The 24,448-nt window shown below is 72.3% G+C and carries 21 protein-coding genes; 9 read left to right on the top strand and 12 right to left on the bottom strand.

Going from position 1 to position 24,448, the window contains the following annotated elements:
- Positions 1-121: 121 nt before the first annotated feature.
- Positions 122-1,567, bottom strand: coding sequence for a xylulokinase (gene xylB / locus ACIQ9G_RS22280; RefSeq protein WP_403612210.1), 1,446 nt, complete (start codon positions 1,565-1,567; stop codon positions 122-124).
- 179 nt (positions 1,568-1,746) lie between these two features.
- Between xylB and xylA the strand changes: the two genes are divergently transcribed.
- Positions 1,747-2,913 (top strand): xylose isomerase, encoded by a 1,167-nt coding sequence (xylA, locus tag ACIQ9G_RS22275; RefSeq protein WP_403612207.1) that lies wholly within the window; start codon positions 1,747-1,749, stop codon positions 2,911-2,913.
- A gap of 307 nt (positions 2,914-3,220) precedes the next feature.
- Here the strand turns inward: xylA and ACIQ9G_RS22270 are convergent, their stop codons facing one another.
- Entirely contained in the window at positions 3,221-4,561 is a 1,341-nt protein-coding gene (locus ACIQ9G_RS22270) for an esterase-like activity of phytase family protein (RefSeq protein ID WP_403612205.1), read from the bottom strand.
- A gap of 276 nt (positions 4,562-4,837) precedes the next feature.
- Here ACIQ9G_RS22270 and ACIQ9G_RS22265 point away from each other — a divergent pair, with 276 nt between their 5' ends.
- The gene (locus ACIQ9G_RS22265) at positions 4,838-5,020 is read left to right on the top strand and encodes a hypothetical protein (RefSeq protein WP_129796572.1); all 183 of its coding nucleotides are present in this window, start codon (positions 4,838-4,840) and stop codon (positions 5,018-5,020) included.
- A gap of 4 nt (positions 5,021-5,024) precedes the next feature.
- Here the strand turns inward: ACIQ9G_RS22265 and ACIQ9G_RS22260 are convergent, their stop codons facing one another.
- The 3 genes from ACIQ9G_RS22260 to ACIQ9G_RS22250 all read right to left on the bottom strand — a co-directional run bounded on the left by ACIQ9G_RS22260 (position 5,025) and on the right by ACIQ9G_RS22250 (position 7,891).
- Positions 5,025-6,413, bottom strand: coding sequence for a tannase/feruloyl esterase family alpha/beta hydrolase (locus ACIQ9G_RS22260; protein ID WP_403612202.1), 1,389 nt, complete (start codon positions 6,411-6,413; stop codon positions 5,025-5,027).
- 179 nt (positions 6,414-6,592) lie between these two features.
- Positions 6,593-7,459, bottom strand: coding sequence for a hypothetical protein (locus ACIQ9G_RS22255; RefSeq protein WP_403612200.1), 867 nt, complete (start codon positions 7,457-7,459; stop codon positions 6,593-6,595).
- Between the two features lie 120 nt (positions 7,460-7,579).
- Entirely contained in the window at positions 7,580-7,891 is a 312-nt protein-coding gene (locus tag ACIQ9G_RS22250) for a hypothetical protein (RefSeq protein WP_403612637.1), read from the bottom strand.
- Positions 7,892-7,987: 96 nt separating this feature from the next.
- Here ACIQ9G_RS22250 and ACIQ9G_RS22245 point away from each other — a divergent pair, with 96 nt between their 5' ends.
- Positions 7,988-8,893, top strand: a complete 906-nt coding sequence (locus ACIQ9G_RS22245; protein WP_403612198.1) for an oxygenase MpaB family protein — start codon at positions 7,988-7,990, stop codon at positions 8,891-8,893.
- A 72-nt stretch (positions 8,894-8,965) separates the two neighbouring features.
- Here ACIQ9G_RS22245 and ACIQ9G_RS22240 read toward each other — a convergent pair whose 3' ends face one another.
- Positions 8,966-9,565, bottom strand: a complete 600-nt coding sequence (locus ACIQ9G_RS22240) for a class I SAM-dependent methyltransferase (RefSeq protein ID WP_403612195.1) — start codon at positions 9,563-9,565, stop codon at positions 8,966-8,968.
- Between the two features lie 279 nt (positions 9,566-9,844).
- On the opposite strand from ACIQ9G_RS22240, the gene ACIQ9G_RS22235 reads away from it, so the two are divergent.
- A complete protein-coding gene (locus ACIQ9G_RS22235) occupies positions 9,845-10,450 on the top strand; it encodes a GTP-binding protein (protein ID WP_403612192.1) in 606 nt (201 codons plus the stop codon).
- A gap of 48 nt (positions 10,451-10,498) precedes the next feature.
- Here the strand turns inward: ACIQ9G_RS22235 and ACIQ9G_RS22230 are convergent, their stop codons facing one another.
- Positions 10,499-10,927, bottom strand: coding sequence for a PPOX class F420-dependent oxidoreductase (locus ACIQ9G_RS22230; protein WP_403612189.1), 429 nt, complete (start codon positions 10,925-10,927; stop codon positions 10,499-10,501).
- A 94-nt stretch (positions 10,928-11,021) separates the two neighbouring features.
- Here ACIQ9G_RS22230 and ACIQ9G_RS22225 point away from each other — a divergent pair, with 94 nt between their 5' ends.
- Entirely contained in the window at positions 11,022-11,435 is a 414-nt protein-coding gene (locus tag ACIQ9G_RS22225; protein WP_403612187.1) for a roadblock/LC7 domain-containing protein, read from the top strand.
- A 121-nt stretch (positions 11,436-11,556) separates the two neighbouring features.
- Positions 11,557-12,474 carry a DUF6397 family protein gene (locus ACIQ9G_RS22220; protein WP_403612184.1) on the top strand — a complete coding sequence of 306 codons (918 nt, stop codon included), beginning with the start codon at positions 11,557-11,559 and terminating at the stop codon, positions 12,472-12,474.
- A gap of 40 nt (positions 12,475-12,514) precedes the next feature.
- On the opposite strand, the gene ACIQ9G_RS22215 is transcribed toward ACIQ9G_RS22220, so the two are convergent.
- Together ACIQ9G_RS22215 and ACIQ9G_RS22210 are read right to left on the bottom strand one after the other, a co-directional pair.
- Positions 12,515-13,381, bottom strand: coding sequence for an acyl-CoA thioesterase (locus ACIQ9G_RS22215; protein ID WP_392193308.1), 867 nt, complete (start codon positions 13,379-13,381; stop codon positions 12,515-12,517).
- A 19-nt stretch (positions 13,382-13,400) separates the two neighbouring features.
- Positions 13,401-15,914, bottom strand: coding sequence for a DEAD/DEAH box helicase (locus ACIQ9G_RS22210; protein WP_403612180.1), 2,514 nt, complete (start codon positions 15,912-15,914; stop codon positions 13,401-13,403).
- 145 nt (positions 15,915-16,059) lie between these two features.
- Here ACIQ9G_RS22210 and ACIQ9G_RS22205 point away from each other — a divergent pair, with 145 nt between their 5' ends.
- Positions 16,060-16,854: a metal-dependent hydrolase gene (locus ACIQ9G_RS22205; protein ID WP_403612178.1), complete on the top strand. Its 795-nt coding sequence runs from the start codon at positions 16,060-16,062 to the stop codon at positions 16,852-16,854.
- A gap of 83 nt (positions 16,855-16,937) precedes the next feature.
- Here ACIQ9G_RS22205 and ACIQ9G_RS22200 read toward each other — a convergent pair whose 3' ends face one another.
- The 3 genes from ACIQ9G_RS22200 to ACIQ9G_RS22190 form a co-directional block, all read right to left on the bottom strand.
- The gene (locus ACIQ9G_RS22200; RefSeq protein ID WP_403612175.1) at positions 16,938-17,411 is read right to left on the bottom strand and encodes a DUF5709 domain-containing protein; all 474 of its coding nucleotides are present in this window, start codon (positions 17,409-17,411) and stop codon (positions 16,938-16,940) included.
- A 391-nt stretch (positions 17,412-17,802) separates the two neighbouring features.
- Positions 17,803-19,716 carry an ABC transporter ATP-binding protein gene (locus tag ACIQ9G_RS22195; protein WP_403612173.1) on the bottom strand — a complete coding sequence of 638 codons (1,914 nt, stop codon included), beginning with the start codon at positions 19,714-19,716 and terminating at the stop codon, positions 17,803-17,805.
- Positions 19,713-21,626, bottom strand: a complete 1,914-nt coding sequence (locus tag ACIQ9G_RS22190) for an ABC transporter ATP-binding protein (RefSeq protein WP_403612170.1) — start codon at positions 21,624-21,626, stop codon at positions 19,713-19,715. Before ACIQ9G_RS22190 ends, ACIQ9G_RS22195 begins: the two co-directional genes overlap by 4 nt.
- 290 nt (positions 21,627-21,916) lie before the next feature.
- On the opposite strand from ACIQ9G_RS22190, the gene ACIQ9G_RS22185 reads away from it, so the two are divergent.
- Entirely contained in the window at positions 21,917-22,666 is a 750-nt protein-coding gene (locus tag ACIQ9G_RS22185) for a L,D-transpeptidase family protein (protein ID WP_403612168.1), read from the top strand.
- A 119-nt stretch (positions 22,667-22,785) separates the two neighbouring features.
- Positions 22,786-24,435: a peptide-N4-asparagine amidase gene (locus tag ACIQ9G_RS22180; RefSeq protein ID WP_403612165.1), complete on the top strand. Its 1,650-nt coding sequence runs from the start codon at positions 22,786-22,788 to the stop codon at positions 24,433-24,435.
- Positions 24,436-24,448: the final 13 nt, after the last annotated feature.

The raw sequence follows: 24,448 nt of genomic DNA, 5'->3' as shown, positions 1-24,448 counted from the left end.
TGGGTCGTGTCCGGTTGGCAGGTGTCCGTCACGGGCCCGGCCGGGCGTCTGTCACCGGACGCCTGTGACGGGGCGCCCGGCTCGTGGTGTCCTTCCCGGCGTGTTCGTCACACGGTGTCCGTCACCGGGTGCCCGCCTCCCGCTCCAGCAGGGGCGACGCGTCGGAGAGTACCGCGGCGATCCTGGTCAGCGCCGCCTCGTCCCGCTCCACGGCGTCCAGCACCGGACCGTCGGCCGTCCTCCAGCGGCGGGCGACGGCGGCCGGATCCTCGCCGGTCAGCACGCCGGCCGCCTGGGCCGCGGCGCCCAGCGCGACCAGCTCCTTGGCGTCGGGCACCTGGACAGGCCGCCCGGACAGGCGCCGCACGGTCTGCTGCCAGGCGGTGCCCCGGGCGCCGCCGCCGATCAGCAGCAGCGGCGCGGTGCGGTCTGCGTCCCGGTCGAGGACCAGGTCGAGCGCGCCGAGCAGTGAGTGGACGGCGCCGTCGTACGCGGCCTGCAGCAACTGACCCGCGGTCGTGTCGTGGCGCAGTCCGTGCAGCAGCCCGGAGGCGTGCGGCATGCTGGGGGTCCGTTCGCCGTCCAGGAACGGGAGCAGGGTGACCCCGGCCCCGGGCTCGACGGCCTCCCGGTCCAGGCCCAGCAGCGCGGCGATGCGGTCGACGGCGAGTGTGCAGTTCAGAGTGCAGGCCAGCGGCAGCCACTCCCCGCGGGCGTCGGCGAAGCCGGCCACCGTGCCGGAGGGGTCGGCGGGACGGTGCCGCGACACCGCGTACACCGTGCCCGACGTACCGAGGCTCAGCACCGGCGTCCCGGGGCGCAGTCCCAGACCCATGGCGGCCGCGGCGTTGTCGCCGGTGCCCGGCGCGACCAGGGTTCCCCTGGAGAACGGCAGGTCGTGGCTGTCGCGCACGGTCCCCACCACCTCGCCGGGCCGCACCACGCGGGGCAGCAGCGCGGGGTCGAGTCCCACGTGGGCGAGGATCTCGTCGTCGTAGGACTCCGTGGAGGACGCCCACCAACCCGTTCCCGAGGCGTCACCGCGGTCGGTCGTGCCCAGCCCGGTCAGACGCCCGGTGAGGTAGTCGTGGGGGAGACGTACGGCCGCCGTCGACCGCACCGCCTCCGGTTCGTTCTCCGCCAGCCACGCCCACTTGGTGACGGTGAAGGAGGCGCCGGGCACGCTGCCCGTGCGCTCCGCCCACGCCTTCGGGCCGCCCAGCTCCTCGACCAGGCGGCGGGCCTGCGGGGCCGAGCGCACGTCGTTCCACAGCAGGGCGGACCGCACAGGCTCGCCCCGGGCGTCGAGGGTGACGAGTCCGTGCTGCTGGCCGGCGACCGACACGGCCGCGGCCTCGTGCGCCGCCTCACCGCACTGGTGCAGTGCCGCGCACAGGGCGTCCCACCACTGGCGCGGGTCGCTCTCGCGGCCGGCCCCCGAGGACACGGTGTGCGGTGCCTGGCCGCTCGCCACGACCTGCCCGGTGGCCGCGTCGACGACGAGCGCCTTGGTGGACTGGGTGGACGAGTCCACACCGACGACGAGCGGACCCTCGGCTGCTGACATCGGCTCTCCCTCTTCCGCGGCTCGCGGGGATCTGACCTGGTGTTCTCACGGTGCCCGGGTCGCGTCGACCCGCGCATCTGCCCCGTCGGGGTCGTCTGGTCCCTTCCCAGGGAAGCGTTCGCATATTAATTTGTAAATCGCCATGACGAAATAGTCGCAAGCGAGCAAGGAGCCGCGGCATGAGCTACCAGCCCACCCCCGAGGACAGGTTCACCTTCGGCCTGTGGACCGTCGGCTGGCAGGGACGGGACCCGTTCGGCGACGCCACGCGCCGCGCCCTCGACCCGGTCGAGACGGTGCAGCGCCTGGCCGGACTCGGTGCCCACGGGGTGACCTTCCACGACGACGACCTCATCCCCTTCGGGTCCTCGGACACCGAGCGCGAGTCGCACATCAAGCGCTTCCGTCAGGCACTCGACACCACCGGCATGACCGTGCCGATGGCGACCACCAACCTCTTCACGCACCCCGTCTTCAAGGACGGCGCCTTCACCGCGAACGACCGCGACGTACGCCGCTACGCGCTGCGCAAGACGATCCGCAACATCGACCTGGCGGCGGAACTCGGCGCGAAGACCTATGTGGCCTGGGGCGGGCGCGAAGGCGCCGAGTCCGGCGCCGCCAAGGACGTCCGCGTCGCCCTCGACCGCATGAAGGAGGCGTTCGACCTCCTCGGGGAGTACGTCGTCGCGCAGGGCTACGACCTGCGCTTCGCCATCGAGCCCAAGCCGAACGAGCCGCGCGGCGACATCCTGCTGCCCACCGTCGGCCACGCCCTGGCGTTCATCGAGCGCCTGGAGCGCCCGGAGCTCTACGGCGTGAACCCGGAGGTCGGCCACGAGCAGATGGCCGGGCTGAACTTCCCCCACGGCATCGCGCAGGCCCTGTGGGCGGGCAAGCTGTTCCACATCGACCTCAACGGCCAGTCCGGCATCAAGTACGACCAGGACCTCCGCTTCGGCGCGGGTGACCTGCGTGCCGCCTTCTGGCTCGTCGACCTGCTGGAGAGCGCCGGCTACGAAGGCCCGCGCCACTTCGACTTCAAGCCGCCGCGGACCGAGGACCTGGACGGCGTCTGGGCGTCGGCGGAGGGCTGCATGCGCAACTACCTCATCCTCAAGGAGCGCGCGGCAGCCTTCCGGGCCGACCCCGAGGTCCAGGAGGCCCTGCGGGCGTCCCGGCTGGACCAGCTCGCCCAGCCCACGGCCGCGGACGGCCTCCAGGCGCTGCTCACGGACCGGTCGGCCTTCGAGGACTTCGACGTGGAGACTGCCGCCGCACGGGGGATGGCCTTCGAACGGCTGGACCAGCTGGCGATGGACCATCTGCTGGGCGCGCGCGGCTGAGGCCGGCCATCGGCGTGCACGCGCGCGCGTGCGGGGCTCCTGTCGGCCCGCATCGCGCGCGTGCGGCTCGGGTGCCGACTCGCGCGTTCGGTTCGGGTGCCGGTCCGCATGCGCCCGTGCGGCACCAGTGGGAGCCCGCCCGGCGTCGGGCGCGGATGGTGTGCCGGCTCGCGCGGCGCCCGCGCAGGGAGGGCGCCGCGACATGGACGGCGAACCGTCGGCCGCCCGGGCGACCGCGAGTCGCCGCTTCGGGCGCTCCACGGCCGTGGGCCGCAGTGACGGCCGATCAGAACTGATTGACGGCCGATCAGATCCGGTGCGGCAGACGGACGTAGGTCACCGTCGTCTCGGTGCCGCTGTCGACCAGCCGGCCTTGCGCGTCGAACGCGCCCGGGCCGTCCGTCATCCCGAAGTCGTTGTCGTTCATGAGGGCGAGGGTGTCCTCGCCCACGCGCGCGATGCCCTCGATCTTCCCCGGCACTCCGGCGACCGAGCCCAGGTCGACGACCAGGCGCCCGGTGAGCACCGGCACCCCGGAGGCCGCCGGGTCGTCCAGCTGCTCCAGCGACGGTGACGTCTCGTCGTCGTCCCAGGGGCCACCGAGGATGTCCGCGTCGCGCTCCAGCTTCACCAGCCGCAGTCGGGCCCTCCTGTCGGTACGCTCCTCGACCAGCAGGCGGTTCCGGCCCACGGCGACCACCGAGGAGATCTTCAGCTCGGAGGGGTCGTCCTCGCCCGGATCGACCACGCCCACCGGATCGAAGCGGTAGGCGTACTCCGCGGTGACCGCCTGCCTCCCCGGGGAGAAGCGCAGCAGCCGGGTGGTGCGCGAGGCGTCTCCCGTGCCTGCGTCGGGCAGGGACAACGGGCTCTGCAGGGCCATCACCAGGTCGCCGTCCGGGAGCTGGGCCAGCCCTTCGAAGCCGCGGTTGATCTTCCGGTGCAGGAGGACGGACGGCAGTGCCTCCACCACCGGGTAGCCGGTGCCGGTGAGACCGAGCCCCTTCGGCACGTAGCGGGTGAGCACCTTCCCGCGCGCGGAGACGTGGACGAGGGAGGGGCCGTACTCGTCCACCAGCCAGAAGGAGCCGTCACCGGCCCGGACGATGCCCTCGGTGTCCAGACCGTTCGGGTCGTACGACAGCTGCGTGCCCGCGTCGAAGGAGTACGGCGCCTCGTCGCGCCCCGCCTGGTTCGGCAGCCCGGTGACGGGCTCGCCGGAGGACGTGGTGAGGGCGATCGCGTCCAGCACCTCGATCCTGTCCCCGGAGACCCGAACCTTCACGATCGCCGGGTCGAAGCCCGGCACGGGGAACGTGCGCCGCTTCTTGCCGTCCACCTTGATCTGTCCGTTGGGCCCGCGGTCGGTGACCGTCCAGAACTCGCCCTTGCGGCCCGCCGGGTAGATGTCGCTGCCGATGCCACCGAGGTCCACACCCCGGTCGTCGTCCACCGTGCCCGGGAGGAGCGCGTTGCTGAACGCGCCGAGGGGGATGTCGCCGAGGGTCGCGGTGCGGGTGACGGAGGCGCCTGTGGAAGGGGCTGCCGCCACGGCTCCCGCCGCCGTGAGGACGCCCACCAGGGCGAGGGGAACCCCCGCGGCGAGGGAGTGGTGGACGCGGCGCCGGACCGGGGCGAAGGGGGACATCGAACCTCCTTGAGGCCAAGTGTGCTGACTGCGGTCAGAGTTGGCCCTCGGAGGCAACTCCGGGCGACGGGTGGGTGAATGCCGGGCATCCGCCACCAGTCGGCCTGTCCCCGGTGGGCGAGCCCAGGACGGAGCGGGCACCTCTCCGGCCCGGTCACGTCCCCGGGGCGCCTCAGGGATGTCTCAGGGGCATCTCGGGGTCGTGTTCCGGAACTGCCGGACGCGCGGGCCCGTTCTCACCACAGAGAGCGGCAGTGGCCGCGAAGGAGGCGACAGATGTCGAAGAACGCGAAGATCGCCGCGGGAGGTGTGGCGGCCGGGCTCATCCTGCTGATCTGGCTGCCCTGGTGGGCCGCGCTGCTGATCGTCCTGGGAGTCCCGGCCGCCGCTTACCTCGCGCTGGACCCCTCGCAGCGACGCCGGCTGCGCCGCGTCGGCCGCAAGGAGCTGGGCCGCTGAGGCGTCACCGCCCCGCCGTGGTCCCGCCCACGTCGCAGGAGTTCACCACGTCCTCGCCCGCGGGCCTGCTCACGGTCCGGTCCGCGGGCGGCTCGGTGCCGCGCTCGACCCATGACACCAGCGCGTCGAACGCCGACCGGTAGCACGGCAGGATCGGCCGCAGCCGGTCCGGGTACGTGTCGTACAGCCCGTCCACGTGCGTGCCGTCCTGGATCGTGTAGTACCGGTGCATGCCTCCCCGTCCGCTCGCGTCGATCATGCGCGCGTACACGTCCGAGTCCGCGGCCTTGGGCAGCAGGGCGTCCAGGTCGCCGTGCAGCGTGATCAGCGGCCTGCCGATCCGGCCGGTCAGCGCGACGCGTTCCACGGCCCGGTGGACGGACGCCGGACGGGACGCGTAGTCGTACGCCGCGTCCGAGGCGCACGGCGCCAGGATCTGCTCCGCGGTGCTCCCCGCGGACGGGCCCGGGCAGCCGGCGTCGTACCCCGGGTCGAACTCGGCGCGGTAGATCTTCTGCGTGACGCCCCAGTACACCTTCTCGTGGTACGGCCACAGGAACTCCGAGCCCCGCGCGAAGCCCGCCGCGTACATGTCCTCGTCGCCGGCCGAACCCAGGATGTGCCCGACCGCCGTGGGCAGCGAGGTGAGCAGGTTGGGGCCGTCGGCCGTCCACAGGGCGCCCTCCCAGTCCACGCCGCCGTCGTACAGCTCCGGGTGGTTCTCCAGCTGCCAGCGGGTGAGGTAGCCGCCGTTGGAGATGCCGGTCATGTACGTACGGCGCGGGGCGTGCCCGTAGCGCTGGGCGACGGCGCGCTTGGCGGCCCGGGTGAGCTGCGTGGTCCGGGCGTTCCATTCGGCGATGGCGTCACCGGGCCGGGTGCCGTCGCGGTAGAAGTCGGCCCCGCTGTTGCCCTTGTCGGTCGCCGCGTAGGCGTAGCCGCGCGCCAGCACCTGGTCCGAGATCGCCTTGTCGGTGGCGTACTGCTTGCGGGTGCCGGGCGCCCCGGTGACGACGAGCCCGCCGTTCCAGTGGTCGGGCAGCCGGATCACGAACTGCGCGTCGTGCTTCCAGCCGTGCGTGGCGTTGAACTGGGAGGAGTCGGGAAAGTAGCCGTCGATCTGCACACCGGGCACCCCCGAGGGCGTCCGCGTCGCCCGGGCCGTGAGCCCCGCCTGGTCGGCGGTGTCCGTGTACGGGGTTCCGGCGAGCCCCGTGGTGGTCAGGTCCGGCAGGCAGGCGCTCTGCTGGAAGGCCGCGCCCGGCACCCGTACCCGCTCCTGGCGGACGCAGTGCCCGGCGGCGCCGGCCGCGGCGCCGGCGGGAACCGGCCACGTGACGGCCGCCGCCACCAGGGCGGCGGCAACGAGCGGGACACCTCGGGACAGACGCATGAAAGCCTCCAGGGCACGACGGGGCGGGCGTGACAGCACCGGGCGGTGGAGCCCGGAGCTGCCCCATGGTGCTGTCCCGCTTCCGTGTCATCCATGGGCCGGGACCACATGGAGTGAGATCCCGGCATGGCCGAGGAAGACATGCTTCGGTGTCGAAGTACCGTGCGGCGCAGCCGAATTCAGCTGGGGCGCACCGCCAGCTTGTCGAGGGCCTCCAGCAGACCGGGCAGCTCCGGGCCGCGGCCGACCGGCAGGACTTCGCCGGGCTCCTCGTCGAGGAGGACGAAGGCGATGTCGTCGGTCCGGGCCACCATCGACCAGCCGGGGCCGTCCACCCGCAGGGTCCTCGCGTCGCCGGGAGCGAAGGAGGACCTGACGCGGCCCAGCGGCGGCGGCGAGTCGACGTAGGCGTGCGCCTCCGCCAGGACGCGCCGGATGCCGCCGTGTCCCCCGGAGCCGACCTCACCGGCCCTCTCAGGGGCCTCCTCGCCGGCCGTCCCGGACGGGCCGTCGCCCGCCGCGGACCCACCGTCCCGAGCGGGGAAGCCGGTGTCGTCGATCTGCCCGCGCCACACCGCCCACTGCAACGCGATCTCGTCGGCGCCCAGTCGGCGCTGGGCCGGCCCCCAGACGCTGGTGTCCGGCGGCGCCAGCGGCGGCCCGTCCGCGGCCTCCGGTCCGGGATCGTGCGGCGCGGGCACCCCGGGAGCCGCGACGGCGACCGCGAGCGGCCACCCCGGCAGGGCGGCGAGGACCGTGCGCTCGTCGGGCGACAGGTCGTACTCCATTCCGCAGTCCCAGGAGGCGATGGCCACGGCGACCAGCGACACGTCGTCGATGACGACCGTCCATCGCGCCCCGGCACCGTCCTGGCCGAGCACCAGTCCGTACCCGTCGGCCCGCGGCGCGAGCCCGAGCGCCGCGCAGGCCTCCGGATAGTCGTCACCCAGCACACTCGGGAACTGCGCAGGCGTCAGCAGCACCGCCGTGAGCACATAGAGCGCGTCGTCCGCGGCGGCGACGGCTTCCTCGTCCGTCCCGGCCATCCCAGCCTCCCCATCGGTTCGTCCAACGGCGCGCACCCTAGTGCGAGCGGAAGGCGCTTGTCACGACTCCGTGTGCGGGCGGACCTGCAGTTTTCCGCCTGGAGGTGGGCGAAACGGCCGTCACGCGTCCATGGTCCGGGCTGCCGGGAGCCCGAGCAAGGTCCGTGCCATCCTCCCCGGTGACTCGTCGCGCTCCCGCGCCAGGACGATCACCGCACGGCACGCCAGCTCCCTCACCCCGAACGACAGCGCCTCCGGAGACACCCAGGTCGCGGCCTCGTCCATCCGGTCCTGGTCGTCCTCCGCGCAGGCCGAAACATAGGCGGCAGCGGCTTCGAAGAGGTTGGGCGTGCGCGTGTCCCGCCCCCGCTTCGGCTCCGTACGTGAAGAGGTGAAGATCCTGGTGAAGGACGTGCGGAGGTTGCTGAACATGCGGACCACCTTGCCCCAGTGTGGTGTGCGGCGCCGATCGCTCATGTGCTGCTCCTCAACGTAGAGTTGAAGCTCCGACGGCATAAGGGGGGCGGGTTGAAGCGTTTCGAGCGGCTCGGGCGGATTCGCCGGATGGACCCGGTGGCCGACGCGACGGAGATCCTCAGGCTCACCGCCGCCTACGAGTTCCCCTGGGACTTCACCCGCTCGCTCGAACTGGCGCTCTACCGCACCTATGCGGTGCCGAGCATCGGCCGGCTGCTCGCGGAGACGGCGGAACTCACCGACCGCTCACAGAAGCGCTACGACGACACCGCGCTCCTCCTCGACGCCGTCGTCGAACACGGTTTCGGCAGCGATCAGGCGCGCACCGCCATCCGCCGCATCAACCAGATGCACCGCAGCTACGACATCAGCAACGACGACATGCGCTACGTGCTCTGCACCTTCGTGGTCATGCCCCGGCGCTGGATCGACGCCTACGGATGGCGCAGGCTCTCCCAGCACGAAGTCGTCGCGTCCGCCGTCCATTACCGCACTCTCGGCCGTCACCTGGGCATCAAGGACATCCCCGAGTCCTACGAGGAGTTCGAGTCGCACCTCGACGCCTACGAGAAGGCCCACTTCGGCTGGGACGAGCAGGCCCGGCGGGTCTCCGACGCCACCCTCGACCTGATGACCTCCTGGTATCCGCGCCCCCTCGCGCCGGTGCTGCGCGCCTCGACCCTCGCCCTGCTCGACGAACCCCTGCTGCGGGCCTTCCGCTACGAGCCCCCGCCCGCCTTCGCCCGAGCGGTGGTACGCGGCGCCGTGCGGGCCCGGGGGCGCGCCGTGCGCCTGCTTCCGCCGCGCAGGGCTCCGCACTTCGCGCGGCAGAACTGGGAGATCAAGAGCTATCCGGGCGGCTACCGGCCGGCCGACCTCGGCACCCGTCCGGTCCCCGGCGTGCGCGGCTGCCCGGTGCGCCACAACGGCGCTTCATCAGGCGCCCCCGACGAGTGACGCGATCGCGGCGCGCGGTCAGACGGGTCCGGCCTGCGACGTGACCCGCGCGGCGGTGAGGATGCCGCCGGGTCAGCCTTCGCGCACGGCCAGCGCCAGGAAGCGCGTGTCCTCGTCCGCGTACGACGTCATGCGCCATCCCGAACCGGCCAGCAACGGGCGCAGGTTGGGCTCCGCACGCAGGTCGTCCGGTGTGATGCTGCGGCCCTGACGCGCCGCGAGTGCCGCGCGGCCGATCGGGTGGAACAGCGCCAGTATGCCGCCGCGGCGCACCACGCGGGCCAACTCCCGCAGATTCCCGGCCGGATGCGGAAGGTGCGCGATCAGACCGGCGGCGAACACGGCGTCGAGCGACTCGGGCCGCAGCGGAAGCGCACTCACATCGGCCAGCACCAGCCGCCCGTACCGGTCCCGCCCGGCCCGTACCGCGGCCTGCAGCATGGCCGGCGTCAGATCGGCCCCTACCACGACTCCCGTGGGGCCCACGGCCGCGCGCAGCGGGGGCAGCGCGCGGCCGGTGCCGCAGCCCGCGTCGAGCACACGGTCGCCCCGGCGCAACCCCAGCTCGGCCACCGCGGCCGCATAGGCGGGGGCGTCGTCGGGGAAGCGGCTGTCCCAGTCGGCGGCCCGGGCGGTGAAGAACTCTCGGACGTGTGTGTGGTCGTCGCTCATGCTCCGCATGATCCCGCACCGCCGCGGACGACGACACGCGCACGGGCGCAGGATCAGACCTTCGTGCGACGGCACATGTCCCAGGTGCGGGCACGTCCCGGCCCCGAAGGGGCGCGAGACGGTCACAACGGAGAAATTGCGGTCCGATCCCTCGAACGAGTGCCGTAGTTGTCATCATGCTGACTTCGCATTGCCGCACCCGTTCGCACGCGGACGCCACAGGGGTGCGCCGGATGCGTCACCGACGTCGACTGCCGCCCCACCTGAGAGAAGTGATCCATGGTCTCCGAGCACTCCGCTGCCCCGGACGGCGAGACGGGTCCCCTGGCGTTGAAGATACTGGTCGCCGGCGGCTTCGGCGTGGGCAAGACCACCCTGGTGGGCGCGGTCAGCGAGATCCGTCCGCTGCGCACCGAGGAAGTGCTCAGCCAGGCGGGCCGGCTGGTGGACGACACCCATGGGGTGAACCAGAAGGTCACCACGACCGTCGCCATGGACTTCGGCCGTATCACCATCCGGTCCGACCTGTTCCTGTACCTCTTCGGGACGCCGGGGCAGGACCGCTTCTGGTTCCTGTGGGACGAACTGGCGCGCGGCGCCCTGGGCGCGGTGATCCTCGCGGACACCCGGAGGCTCGAGGACTGCTTTCCGGCGGTGGACTACTTCGAGCACCGGCAGATCCCGTTCGTGGTGGCCGTCAACCGCTTCGCGGGCGCCCGCGTCCACGGAGCCCACGACGTCTCCCGTGCCCTCGACCTCGACGAGGGCACGCCGGTCGTCGTCTGCGACGCCCGGGACCGCGCCTCGGGCAAGGACGTGCTCATCCAACTCGTCGAGTACGCGGGGCGCATGCACACCGCCCGGCTTCTCGCCTCCGTCGGCTGACCCGGTCCGGCTTCGGCGGTCGACGCTCCGGACTCCGGCCGGCCGCCCTCAGCCGGTCAGATCCTTCAGCGCCACCACCTTGTCGACGGCGACCCGCACCAGCAGCTCGCCCGGCACGCCGTTGCGGGCACCGAACTCCTCGGCGCGGTCCTCGCCCATGTAGCGGCCCGCGATGCGGGTGGCCCAGCGCCGCACCTCGTCGAGGTCCTCCGAGAGCCGGGCCCGGCCGTGCAGCACGACGAACGTGAACGGCGGCCGGTCGTCGTCCACGCACAGGGCGACCCTGCCGTCGCGGGCCAGGTTGCGCCCCTTCACGGTCTCCTTCCCCGTGTTGAACACCACCTCGTCCCCGTCGAGCAGGAACCAGATCGGCGCCACGTGCGGGCTCCCGTCGGCCCGGACGGTCGACAGCTTGCCGGTGCGGGTCCCGTGCGAGACGAACGCCTGCCATTCCTCATCGGACATCTTCTGTGCCATGTCCCCATCCTCCTTGCCGGGACCGCGGTCCTGGGGAAGGCTGGCGGGAGATCCTCCCGGACCAGGAGGAGACATCACACGGGGAGACCGCATCATGGCACAGAACCAGACGCTCGGCTGGCTGCTCGACGATCTGACCGAACGGGTGGAACACGTACGGCACGCCTTGGTCCTGTCCAACGACGGTTTGGTCACGGGCGCGAGTACCGGGCTGCGACGGGAGGACGCGGAACATCTGGCGGCCGTCTCCTCCGGGCTGCACAGCCTCGCCAAGGGCTCGGGACGCCACTTCGGCGCGGGCGGAGTGCGTCAGACGATGGTCGAGTTCGACGACGCGGTGCTGTTCGTCACGGCGGCCGGCGCGGGAAGCTGCCTGTGCGTGCTCAGCGGTGCCGAGGCCGACATAGGCCAGATCGGCTACGAGATGACCCTGCTCGTGAACCGGGTCGGCGAGCATCTCGACGTGGACGCCCGCCAACCCGAGCGAACTCCGGGCTCAGACCTCTGACCTGCACGTTCGTCGTCCCCCGTGGAGTTGTCCACAGGCTCGCGCCGAGATCCGCGACCCCCGCTACCGTTTTTCCAGGCGGGCGCACACGGCGCGGGCCACACACTCCACGGGGGCGAACATGTCCGGCAACACCATCACGCACGAGGTCACGCCCACGGTCGTGCAGGCCGGTGGGAAGCGGGAAGCGGACTTCACGCAGAGCCGCGCCGCACGCGAACTGGGCCTGAAGCGCGGCGCATTCGATCTCGCCGTCCACCTCGGTCACATCCGCACCGTCCCCGACGAGGGCGGCGGCGGCCGCCGCGTCGCCCACGCCGAGGTCGACCGGCTGCGCGCTCAGGACGGCTTTCCGCGAACACTGCACCAGCGCGTCGAAGCCGTCGGCACCGGGCAGGGCGCGGCCATCATGGACGTGACCGGTGCCAGGTTCACCAGGTTCGCCCGCCTGGGCCTGCTGGTGCCGGTCAGCTTCTACTTCAACCGCTACCGGGCCGTGGTGTGGCTGTATCTGGCCGATGAACTGCGGCAGTTCAGGGCCGACGCGAAGAACGCCTCGCTGCTGAGCCGCCCCCTGCCCGAGGGCCTGCGCGACCAACTCGACGGGGGACTCGACCTCCGCCCCCGCAACTGGCGCGGACGCCACCTGGGCTTCCTGCTGCGTCAGGCCGACGGCCCCTGGGAGCGGGCCGCCGCCGTGGCCTCACTGCTCGCCCCGGTCCAGGTGTCGGACATCGTCAGGGATCCCTACGAACGCGCCCACCTGCGTCGCTTCGGGCCGCAACTCCCCGCCCACGGCGCGCCCGGATCGCCCACCGCCCACCTCACCGAGCGGATCATGACGGCTGACAGTCCGGACGAGATCGGCTGGCTCCGGGCCGACCTGGCGCGGATGCTGGAAGAGGCGCGAACCCACCGGCCCGCGCCCCGCCCGACCGGCCGGGACACCGCTCCGGCACCGGAGGAGCACCGGGTGGCGCCCGGGCGGCCGGAGCGTTCACGCGGACTGCTGGGCCGGCTCTTCCGCAGAGGGGCCTGAGCCACCCTGGCCGCAGCTCACGGCCGCGGCCCGCACCTGCCTACAGCGCCCGGAAGAGCCCCTCCTGGACGACGGAGACGAGCAGCCGCCCCTCCCTGTCGTAGATGCGCCCGCGGGCCAGGCCCCGGCCGCCGGTGGCGATCGGCGACTCCTGGTCGTACAGGAACCACTCGTCCGCGCGGAACGGCCGGTGGAACCACATCGCATGGTCCAACGACGCCATGTCGAAGCCACGAGGCCCCCACAGCGGCTCGACCGGAATGCGCACCGCGTCCAGCAGCGTCATGTCACTGGCGTAGGTCAGCGCGCAGGTGTGGACGAGCGGGTCGTCGCCGAGCGGTCCGACCGCGCGCATCCACACGGCGCTGCGCGGCTCGGCATCCTTCACCTCGTCCGCGCTCCAGCGAAGCCGGTCCACATACCGGATGTCGAAGGGCTGGCGGCGCGCCATGCGCTCCAACTGCTCCGGCAGCGCGCCCAGATGCTCCCTGATCTCGTCCGTGACCGTCGGCAGCGACGCCGGGTCCGGGATCTCGCGGGCCGGCGGCAGCTGATGTTCGAAGCTTCCCTGTTCAGGCTTGTGAAAGGAGGCGGTCAGATTGAAGATCGTGCGGCCCTGCTGCACGGCGGTGACCCGGCGGGTCGTGAAGGACCGTCCGTCCCTGACCCGCTCGACCTGGTACACGATCGGCACCCCTGGCCGGCCGGGGCGCAGGAAGTACGCGTGCAGCGAGTGCACCGGCCGCTCGCCGTCCGTGGTGCGACCGGCGGCCACCAGAGCCTGGCCCGCCACCTGCCCGCCGAAGACCCGCTGCAGGGACTCCTGCGGGCTGCGGCCGCGGAAGATGTTGACCTCGATCTGCTCCAGGTCGAGCAGATCGACGAGTCGTTCGGCCGGGTTCGTCATGAGGGGGCTTCTCCTGTGCTCACAGTTGGCCGACGTCGGTGACACGGACGACCGCCCGGCCCTCGGCGTCGGACGCGGCGAGATCGACTTCGGCGCCGATGCCCCAGTCGTGGTCGCCGTTCGGGTCGTCGAAGATCTGCCGAACGCGCCACAGGCCGTTCTGCGGCTCCTCCTTGATCACGAGCAGCTTGGGGCCGCGGGCGTCGGGACCGGTGCCGAGGTCCTCGTACTCCTCCCAGTACTTGTCCATCGCCTCCCCCCAGGCCTCGGCGTCCCAGCCGGACTCGGCGTCCATCTCGCCGAGCTCGTCGACCTGGTCGAGCGCGGCGAGCTCGACGCGGCGGAACATCGCGTTGCGCACCAGGACGCGGAAGGCACGGGCGTTGGTGGTGACCGGCTTGACCTCGTCGGCCCTCTCCTGGGCCTCCTCGGCGGTCATCACCTCCGGATTGGCCAACTGCTCCCACTCGTCCAGCAGGCTGGAGTCGACCTGACGCACCATCTCCCCGAGCCAGGCGATCAGGTCCTCGAGATCCTCGGACTTCAGATCGTCCGGGATGGTGTGCTCCAGGGCCTTGTAGGCGCCGGCCAGGTAGCGCAGCACGATGCCCTCGGTGCGGGCCAGCTCGTAGAAGGAAACCAACTCCGTGAAGGAGAGCGCCCGTTCGTACATGTCCCGGATGACGGACTTCGGCGACAGCGGATGGTCACCGACCCAGGGGTGGCTCTTGCGGTACGTGTTGTACGCGTGGAAGAGGAGCTCCTCCAGAGGCTTCGGGTAGGTGACGTCCTGGAGCCGCTCCATGCGCTCCTCGTACTCGACGCCGTCCGCCTTCATCGCGGCCACGGCCTCGCCGCGCGCCTTGTTCTGCTGAGCGGCGAGGATCTGCCGCGGATCGTCCAGCGTGGACTCCACGACCGAGACCATGTCCAGCGCGTAGGACGGCGACTCCGGGTCGAGGAGCTCGAACGCGGCCAGGGCGAAGGTGGACAGCGGCTGATTGAGCGCGAAGTCCTGCTGCAGGTCGACGGTGAGGCGGACGATGCGGCCCTCCGCGTCCGGCCGGTCGAGCTTCTCGACGATGCCGCCGTCCAGCAGGGAGCGGTAGATGGCGATCGCGCGCCGGATGTGCCGCAGCTGCTGCTTGCGCGGCTCGTGGTTGTCCTCCAGCAGACGCCGCATCGCCTCGAAGGCGTTGCCGGGGCGGGCGATCACCGACAGCAGCATCGTGTGCGTCACCCGGAAGCGGGACGTCAGCGGCTCGGGCTCGGAGGCGATCAGCTTGTCGAAGGTGGTGTCGGACCAGCCGACGAAACCCTCCGGCGCCTTCTTGCGGACGACCTTCCGCCGCTTCTTCGGGTCGTCGCCCGCCTTGGCGAGCGCCTTCTCGTTCTCGATGACGTGCTCGGGGGCCTGCGCCACCACGAAGCCCGCCGTGTCGAAACCCGCACGTCCCGCGCGGCCGGCGATCTGGTGGAACTCACGGGCACGCAGGGTGCGCACCCGGCTGCCGTCGTACTTGGTGAGCGCCGTGAACAGCACCGTGCGAATCGGGACGTTGACGCCCACGCCGAGCGTGTCCGTCCCGCAGATCACCTTCAGCAGTCCGGCCTGGGCGAGCTTCTCCACCAGACGCCGGTACTTGGGGAGCATGCCGGCGTGGTGGACACCGATGCCGTGCCTCACGTAGCGGGAGAGGTTGCGGCCGAACTTGGTGGTGAAGCGGAAGTTGCCGATCAGCTCGGCGATCTGCTCCTTCTCCTCGCGCGAGCACATGTTGATGCTCATCAGCGCCTGCGCCCGCTCCACGGCCTGGGCCTGGGTGAAGTGGACGATGTAGACCGGCGCCTGCCGGGTTTGCAGCAGGTCGGTGAGCGTTTCGGTGAGCGGGGTGCGCCGGTACTCGTAGGACAGGGGCACCGGGCGGGTCGCCGAGCGGACCACAGCGGTGGGGCGTCCCGTGCGGCGGGTGAGGTCCTTCTCGAAGAAGGAGACGTCGCCGAGCGTGGCCGACATCAGGATGAACTGCGCCTGCGGAAGTTCGAGCAGCGGGATCTGCCAGGCCCAGCCGCGGTCGGGCTCCGCGTAGAAGTGGAACTCGTCCATGACGACCTGGCCGACGTCCGCGTTCCTGCCGTCGCGCAGCGCGATCGACGCCAGCACCTCGGCGGTGCAGCAGATGACGGGCGCGTCGGCGTTCACGGAGGCGTCACCGGTGAGCATGCCCACGTTCTCGGTGCCGAAGAGCTTGCACAGCTCGAAGAACTTCTCCGAGACCAGCGCCTTGATCGGAGCGGTGTAGAAGGTGACCTCGTCCCGGGCCAGCGCCGCGAAGTGCGCACCGGCGGCGATCATGCTCTTGCCGGAGCCGGTCGGCGTCGAGACGATCACGTTCGCGCCCGAGACCGCCTCGATCAGCGCCTCCTCCTGGTGGGGGTAGAGCGTGAGACCGCGGTCCTGGGCCCACGACTCGAAGGCTTCGTAGAGGGCGTCGGGGTCTGCGGTCGGCGGCAGCTGATCGATGAGGGTCACGCCCCCATCTTGCCTGGCGAGCGTGCCGAGGCGGGAATCGGATGCCGATGCGAAGATCACGACCGCTACGCTGTGTCGCCGACACAGCGTGAACGCAGCGGATCAACTGGACAGCGGCGCAGGAGAAATGGGGCGGGGAACGGCCATGATGGGACCAGCACACTCACTGTCGGGCGCCGCGGCCTGGCTCGGCGTCGGAGCCGCGGCCGCCGCGACCGGGCACCCGATGCCCTGGCCGGTCCTGCTGGCGGGCGCCCTGATCTGCGCCGGCGCCGCGCTCGCCCCCGACCTCGATCACAAGGCCGCCACCATCTCGCGCTCCTTCGGACCGATCTCGCGGTGGATCTGCGAGATCGTCGACAAGCTCTCGTACGCCGTCTACAAGGCGACGAAGAAGCAGGGCGACCCGCGCCGCTCCGGCGGCCACCGGACGCTGACGCACACCTGGCTGTGGGCGGTGCTGATCGGTGCGGGTTCCTCGGCCGCTGCGATCACCGGGGGACGCTGGGCGGTGCTGGCGATTCTCTTCGTCCACATGGTGCTGGCCATCGAGGGACTGCTGTGGCGGGCGGCCCGCGGGTCCAGCAGCGACGTCCTGGTGTGGCTGCTGGCGGCGACCAGTGCGTGGATCATCGCCGGCATTCTCGACAAGCCGGGCAACGGCTCGGGCTGGCTGTTCACGGCGCCGGGCCAGCAGTACCTGTGGCTGGGGCTGCCGATCGTGCTGGGCGCGCTGGTGCACGACATCGGGGACGCGCTGACCGTTTCAGGCTGCCCGATCCTGTGGCCGATACCGGTCGGCCGCAAGCGCTGGTATCCCGTCGGCCCTCCGAAGGCGATGCGGTTCCGGGCGGGCAGCTGGGTGGAGCTCAAGGTGCTGATGCCCGTGTTCATGATGCTCGGCGGCGTGGGCTGCGCGGCCGCGCTGAACTTCATCTGAGGCGCCTTCCGAACGCCTCGGGTGCTCCCCCGGCGACGGGGGAGAGGACGACACCGTCGTCGACTGCGGCGTCCGGTCGCCGGTCAGCCGTACTGCGTCTCCTCGTCGACCACGTGCATCGCGGCCTCCTCGGCGGAGGCGGCCGCGCCGTCGATGCCGACGTCCGTGGCGATCAGCGCGCTCTCCTCGTCCTCGTGCGCACCCTCGTCCGGTGCGACCAGGCGGCCGGAGCGGGCCGCGCCGACCTCGTTGTCCAGGAGTTCCCCGTCGGTGCCCTGGCAGTCGCCGATGTCGTCGCCATCGGGAGTGACGGGATCCGGCAGCTCCTCGGCGAGACGCTGATCGAGGGTCTCGCCCTGCAGGCGCTCCCCCGCGGTCACGCCCTCGTGCTCCACCGCCCAGGGCCGTTCCGGAGGGGACCAGCCCCGGTCCAGGGGGTCCTCGACACCGTCGTACTCCAGCGTGTCCTCCGAGTCGAGGATCCCCGTGTCCTCCCGGACCTCGGAAGTGTCATCGGGCTGGTAGACGTCGTCTCCCCATCCGTCGGCGCTGTCCACGGGTACCTCCAGAGGGTGGGGACGGGCCCGTTCTCACCGCGGGCGGCGGTCTGCCGCCGGGGCGCGGGGCACAGGTCTCACCGGGCGCGAACCACAGGGTTCCCGGGCGTTCCCCGAACCGGTGCCGCTTTCCAGCCTTCCACCCCTGTTCGTCCCTGCGCAACGGCACGGCACCGAGCCGTCGCCAGGGCCGCCGACCGATCCGCGGAGGGGCCCGGTCCCGGCCCGCCGACGTGCCGCCCGCTGCCGCTGCGGGCGACTGCTCCCGCGGGGGCGGCGGCAGAAGCGCCGCCGCCCTGGGACGACACGCTGCGGAGCGCGCCCGTCCGGCCGCCGCGCAGCGCGCCTCACCCGCCCCCGCCCCCGCCCGGGACCGCGTTCGCGTTCCCTCTCACCCGTGCCACGACCTCCACAGGGCCGCGTAGGCGCCCCCCGCCTCGACGAGCTCGTCGTGGCTGCCCAGCTCACTGATGCGGCCGTTCTCGACGACGGCGATGACGTCCGCGTCGTGGGCCGTGTGGAGCCGGTGGGCGATGGCGACGACGGTGCGGCCGTCGAGGACGCGCGCCAGGGACCGCTCCAGGTGGCGCGCCGCCCGCGGATCGAGGAGCGAGGTCGCCTCGTCCAGGACCAGCGTGTGCGGATCGGCGAGCACAAGCCGGGCCAGGGCGATCTGCTGGGCCTGGGCCGGGGTGAGCGCGACACCGCCCGAGCCGACCTCGGTGTCCAGGCCCTCGGCGAGCGCGCGGGCCCAGCCGCCGGCGTCGACCGCGCCCAGCGCCGCCCACAGCTGGGCGTCGACGGCGTCGTGGGAGGCTCCCCCGCGCGGGACATCGGCGGCGTCGCCTGGGGCCCGTCCCTTCGAGGCCACGTGGTGCGAAGCCTTTCCGCTCGAGGTGCCGACGGCGGTGGAGGTCCCATGCGAGGGAAGCCGGGACGACGGCAGGGCGAGCAGGAGGTTGTCGCGGAGGGAACCGACGAAGACGTGGTGCTCCTGGTTCACCAGGGCGACGTGGGAGCGGACCTGTTCGGCGGGCATCCGGGCGAGCTCGGCGCCGCCGAGGGTGATCCGGCCGTCCCGGGGCGCGTAGATACCGGCCAGCAGCCGGCCCAGCGTGGACTTGCCCGCGCCCGAGGGGCCGACCAGCGCCAGCCGGGTACCCGGCGCGACCTTCAGGGACACTTCGCGCAGCACGTCGACGCCCTCGCGGTAGCCGAAGTGCACCCGGTCCGCGTGCACGTCGCGTCCGTCCGGGCCCAGCGAGGTGTCGCCCGCCTCCGGCTCGATGTCCCGCACCCCGACCAGCCGGGCCAGCGACACCTGGGCGACCTGCAGCTCGTCGTACCAGCGCAGGATCAGGCCCACCGGGTCGACGAGCATCTGTGCGATGAGCGCGCCCGTCGTCAGCTGGCCGACCCCGATCCAGCCCCGCAGGACGAACACGCCGCCCACCATGAGCACGGAGCCGAGCACGGTCACATGCGTGACGTTGATGACCGGGAAGAGCACCGACCGCAGCCAGAGCGTGTAGCGCTCCCACGCCGTCCACTCCCTGATCCGGCGCTCCGACAGCGCGACGCGGCGGTCGCCGAGGCGGTGCGCCTCCACGGTCCGCCCGGCGTCGACCGTCTCGGCGAAGACCGCCGCCACGGCCGCGTATCCGGCGGCCTCCGAGCGGTAGCCGGACGGGGCGCGCCGGAAGTACCAGCGGCAGCCGACCACCAGCAGCGGCAGGGCGAGCAGCACGGCGGCGGCGAGCGGCGGCGCGGTGACCACCAGGCCGCTGAGCAGGAGAGCGGCCCACACCACACCGATCGCCAGCTGCGGCACGGCCTCGCGCATCGCGTTGGCGAGCCGGTCGATGTCCGTGGTGATGCGGGACAGCAGATCCCCGGTGCCGGCTCGTTCCAGGACACCCGGCGGCAGACCGACCGAGCGTACGAGGAAGTCCTCGCGCAGGTCGGCCAGCATCCGCTCGCCGAGCATCGCGCCGCGCAGTCGCACTTCGCGCACGAACGCGGCCTGCGCGAGCAGCGCCAGCACGAACAGCGTGGTCGTCAGCCCCAGCCGCAGCTCGCGAGTGCCGTCGGCCACCCGCTCGACCAGGCCGCCCAGCAGCCACGGGCCCGCCATGGAGGCGAGCACGGCCACCGTGTTGACGGCGACGAGGAGCAGGAAGGCGCGCCTGTGACGGCGGAACAGTTCGACCACATAGGCGCGCACGGTCGCGGGGGCACCGACGGGCAGGGTGTTCGCCGTCGTCGGGGCCGCCGGGTCGTACGCCGGGGGCGCCACGCCGATCATGCGGTTTCCTCGATCTCTTCCAGTGCGCCGCGCAGGGCGCCGTCGTCGTTCCGCAACACGCCGCGCAGAGCGTCTTCGCCGTTCCGCGACGCGTGGTGCGGGGTGGCCCGTTCGCCGCGCGGTGCGCCTCCGCCGTCTCCGGGAAAGTCAGGGCAGCCCGCCGCGCTCCCGGCGCGTTCCTCGTCGCTCTCCCGGGTGACCGACGCCCGGTACCGGGGCTCGGAGTGCAGCAGCTCGCGGTGCGCGCCGACCGCCGTGACCTCCCCGTCGTGCACCAGCACCACCCGGTCCGCGAGGTCCAGGACGAGAGGGGACGAGGTGAACACCACCGTGGTGCGCCCGGCCCGCAGGCTGCGCACCCCCTCGGCGATCCGCGCCTCGGTGTGGGAGTCGACGGCGGATGTCGGCTCGTCGAGGACCAGCACCTCAGGGTCGGTGATCAGCGACCGGGCCAGGGCGAGACGCTGGCGCTGGCCGCCGGAGAGGGACCGGCCCCGTTCGGTGATCCGTACGTCCATGGGGTCCTCGGCGCCCAGCGACGCCTGCGCGAGCGCCTCCAGGACGTCCCCGCACTGCGCGGCCGTCAGTGCCTCCTCGGCATCGACCTCGCCCGAGCGGGGCACGTCGAGCAGGTCGCGCAGCGAGCCGGACAGCAGCACCGGTTCCTTGTCCTGGACCAGCACTGCGGCGCGCGCGGAGTCGATGGGGAGTTCGTCGAGCGGTACGCCGCCGAGCAGGACCGAGGCATCCGGTTCGGACGGGTGCCCGCCCAGCCGTTCGGCCAGCCGGTCCGCCGTGTCCGGGTCGCCGCACACCACGGCGGTCAGGCGCCCGGCGGGTGCCAGCAGCCCGGTCACCGGGTCGTACAGATCGCCCCCGGGAGCGTCCGCCGCGCGGGTCCCGGCGGTGTCCGTGGCCCGCTCCAGCGACAGCACCCGGGCCGCCCGGGTGGCCGACGGACGGGAGAAGGAGTACGCCATGGCGATCTCCTCGAAGTGCCGCAGCGGATAGGTGAGCACCATGACCGAGCTGTAGACGGTGACCAGTTCCCCGACCGTGATCCGGCCCGCGCGGGCCAGGTGCACGCCGTGCCAGACGACCGCGATCAGCAGCAGACCCGGCAGCAGTACCTGGATCGCGGAGATCAGGGACCACATGCGGGCGCTGCGCACGGCCGCGTGCCGGACCTCCTGGGAGGCGCGGCGGTAGCGGTCGAGGAACAGTTCCTCGCCGCCGATGCCGCGCAGCACCCGCAGACCGGCGACGGTGTCGGAAGCCAGTTCGGTGGCGCGGCCGGCCTTCTCGCGCTGGAGGTCGGCGCGGCGGGTGGCCCGGGGCAGCAGCGGCAGCACCGCGAGCGCCAGCGCCGGCAGACCGACGGCGACGACCACGCCGAGCGCCGGCTGGTAGACCAGGAGCCCGGAGCAGACCAGTACGAGGGTGACCGCCGCCGCGGTGAACCGCGAGGCGGCCTCCACGAACCAGCCGATCTTCTCGACGTCGCCCGTGGAGACGGCCACGACCTCACCGGCGGCGACCCGCCGGGTGAGGGCCGCGCCGAGGTGGGCGGCCTTGCGGGCCAGCAGTTGCTGGACACGGGCGGCGGCGGTGATCCAGTTGGTGACCGCGGCACGGTGCAGGAAGGTGTCGCCGAGCGCGTTGCCGGCGCAGCACAGCGCCATCAGCCCGCCCGCCAGGGCGAGCTGTGCGCCGGAGCGCTCGACGACCGCCTGGACGGCCAGGCCCACGCAGAACGGGAGGGCGGAGACCGAGACGAAGTGCAGCAGCCCCCAGGCCAGCGCCGTCAGCTGGCCGCCCAGCTGGTTCCGTCCGAGCCACCACAGGAATCGGGGGCCCGAGCGTGTGTCCGGCACACCCGGGTCGGGATACGGAAGGTCTTGGATTCGCATGACGTCCCAGTGGCTCGTGTCAACTCGTGTCGAGGGGCGGAGGGAGAAGGAGAGAGGGGGAACAAGCCGTGACAGGGTCGCGTCGCAGCGTGGTCGGAGGCAAACGGTTTTCCACTCCCGGGGAAAGGAACCGGCTGCTTCCCCGTCCCCTGCCGAGAACTGCGTGGCGGAACCGGGCGAAGTCCGGGGACGAGCGCAAGTCGGGGACTCCGTGCGTCACATGACAGTGGATGAGACTGTTTGGCCCAATCCCAAGTGGTTCGTCCGGAACGCGGTGCCACCATGGGATCATGGAGAGGCGTGGTACAAGGCGTGCGACGGCCGCGGCGGTGACCTGCGGTTTCTTACTGACGGTTCTGGCCGCGTGCGGCGGTCCGCCGACGGTGGCCCCTCAGGGCGGCGCTGTTCCCAGACCCGGCGGCACGGACGGGAGGCCCCGGCCCAGCCAGGTGGAACCGCCGCGCGTTCCGGGGGTCGGCGACCGGCTGTGGCGCCAGGTCCCGGCAGGCACCCGCCAGGTAGTCGCGGTCTACGGCGAGCACGGCGACTCCCCTGACTCCACGCTCGTCCTGTACGAGAAGCACGGGAGCGACTGGGAGCGCGTGTCCGGCTGGCCCGCGCACAACGGCAAGCGGGGCTGGACCGTCGACCATCACGAGGGCGACGAGCGCAGTCCGGTCGGCGTGTTCACGCTCTCCGACGCCGGCGGTCTCCGCGACGACCCGGGTGCCCTGCTCCCGTACACCCAGGACGCCGCGGCCTTCGCGTCTCCCTACTACTGGGACGAGGCGCACTGGCACGACTTCGACTACGTCATCGCGATCGACTACAACCGGCTGCCGGGCACCCGTCCTGACGACGGGACCCGCCCCCTGGGGCAGGCGAAGGGCGGGGGCATCTGGCTGCATCTGGACCACGGAGACGGCACGTTGGGTTGCGTGAGCGTCCCCGAGTCCGCGATGAGGTACCTGCTGCGCAGGCTCGACCCGCAGGATCGGCCCGTGATGGTGATGGGCGACCGGGCGAACCTCGCGGCCTGACGGTCGCCCCGCCGTACTGCGTGACCGAGGCCCGAATGCGGGACGGTGGTGGCCGATCAGGGGGGACCGGTGCGAGGCGTCATTGCGGTGGCGGCCAAGTCCCCGTAGAAACACCGGCCATGAGACATCGCATAGTCATGTCCATGCTTGCGGGAGCGACCCTCCTGGCGGGCACCCTGCTCGGCGCGAGCCCCGCCCGGCCGGCGGACGGCTCCGCCCGAATGCCTGGCGCCATCGGTCAACCCACCGACGCACCGGATGAGTTCGGCACCGATTGGCACGACCCCGTCACCGCGGCTCCGTCCGTCACGGTGCCTTCGGGGAAGTCCTGCCGGATCACCCTCGCCGAGGCGCGGTTCCGCGACTTCACACCGTACCGGGGCACCTACACCCCGCCGGACGGGTGCGGCGACCGCTGGAGCAAGGTGGTGCTGCGACTGGACGGCAACGTCCGGGGGCGGCAGTACGACCGGCTCGGGTACCTGCGCGTCGGCGGCGTCGAGATCCTGCGCACGTCCACTCCGGAGCCCTCGCCCGACGGCATCGAGTGGTCCGCCGAGAAGGACGTCACACGCTACAGCGACACCTTCCGCCGCACCCGGGACGTCGAGATGCTCATCGGCAACGTTGTCGACGACACGTACACCGGAGTCATCGACGTCGAGGTCACCCTCACCTTCTACGCCGCCGGCCGGCATTCCCGGCCCGCCGCGGCCCCCGACCGCGTCCTCACCCTCGCCGACGGGACGGCGCTCACCACCCCGCGCAACAGCGAACGCATCGTCGCCGAGGTGTACGCCACCGGATCCGGCGGCGGTTGCGAGGAGTTCTGGTATCTGGCGGTACCGCGGCAGGCGCCGTACTCCTGCCAGGCGGACCGCGGGCCCTACCGGGAGGTGCAGATCACCGTGGACGGCCGACTCGCCGGAATCGCCGCACCGTTCCCCACGGTCTGGACGGGCGGCTGGTCCAACCCCTTCCTCTGGTACGTCGTCCCCGGGCCGCGCGCCTTCGACGTCAAGCCGATCGAGTACGACCTCACGCCCTTCGCCGGCATCCTCGACGACGGCCGTCCGCACCGCGTCGAGGTCTCCGTCACCGGAGTGCCGCAGGGGCGGTCCGGCTGGAGCACGCCCGTGAACGTGCTGGTGTGGCAGGACGCCCGCAGCACCCGGGTCACCGGCCGCCTCACCGCCGACCGGGCGGGCGACCTGGCCGACTCCTCGACGTACACACCCGGATCACCGCACCGCGTGGACACCGAGGGCGGGCACCGGCTGACCGTCGCCGGGTACGTCGACACCTCGCACGGCCGCGTGACCACCACGGTCAGCCGCCGCCTGGCCGACACATCCACGCACCGCTGGACCGACGGGGAGGACACCGACGGGCTCGACGCCACCTGGACCGACGACGAGACCGTCACCGTCACGGGGCACGGGGGGCCGGCCAGGTCGACGCACACCCACCGCACCTACACGATGAACGGCACCACGGCCGTCTCCGCCGGCGACCGGCTGCGCACCGTACTCACCCTGGGCGACCGGGCATCGGTCGTCGAGGTGCGGGGCGGTCGGCGCGTCGCCTGGTCACGGCTGGACGACACCTACACGGGCGACGCCGCCTACACGCTGAACGTGCCGCGCGACCAGAGGCACGCCGTCGGCACCACGGGCGAGCGCTACCGGCTGTACGGCTCGGGCGGGTGCTACGACCGCACGCTCACCACCGTGCAGGGGATGCTGACGGAGGACCGCAGCGGCTGCTGAGCGGGCCGAACGG

Origin of the sequence: Streptomyces sp. NPDC096152 (assembly GCF_044763235.1) — a bacterium.
In the GTDB taxonomy this organism is placed as follows: domain Bacteria; phylum Actinomycetota; class Actinomycetes; order Streptomycetales; family Streptomycetaceae; genus Streptomyces.
Note: the sequence above shows the minus strand (reverse complement) of the source record. Positions and strands in the feature narration are given on the sequence as shown.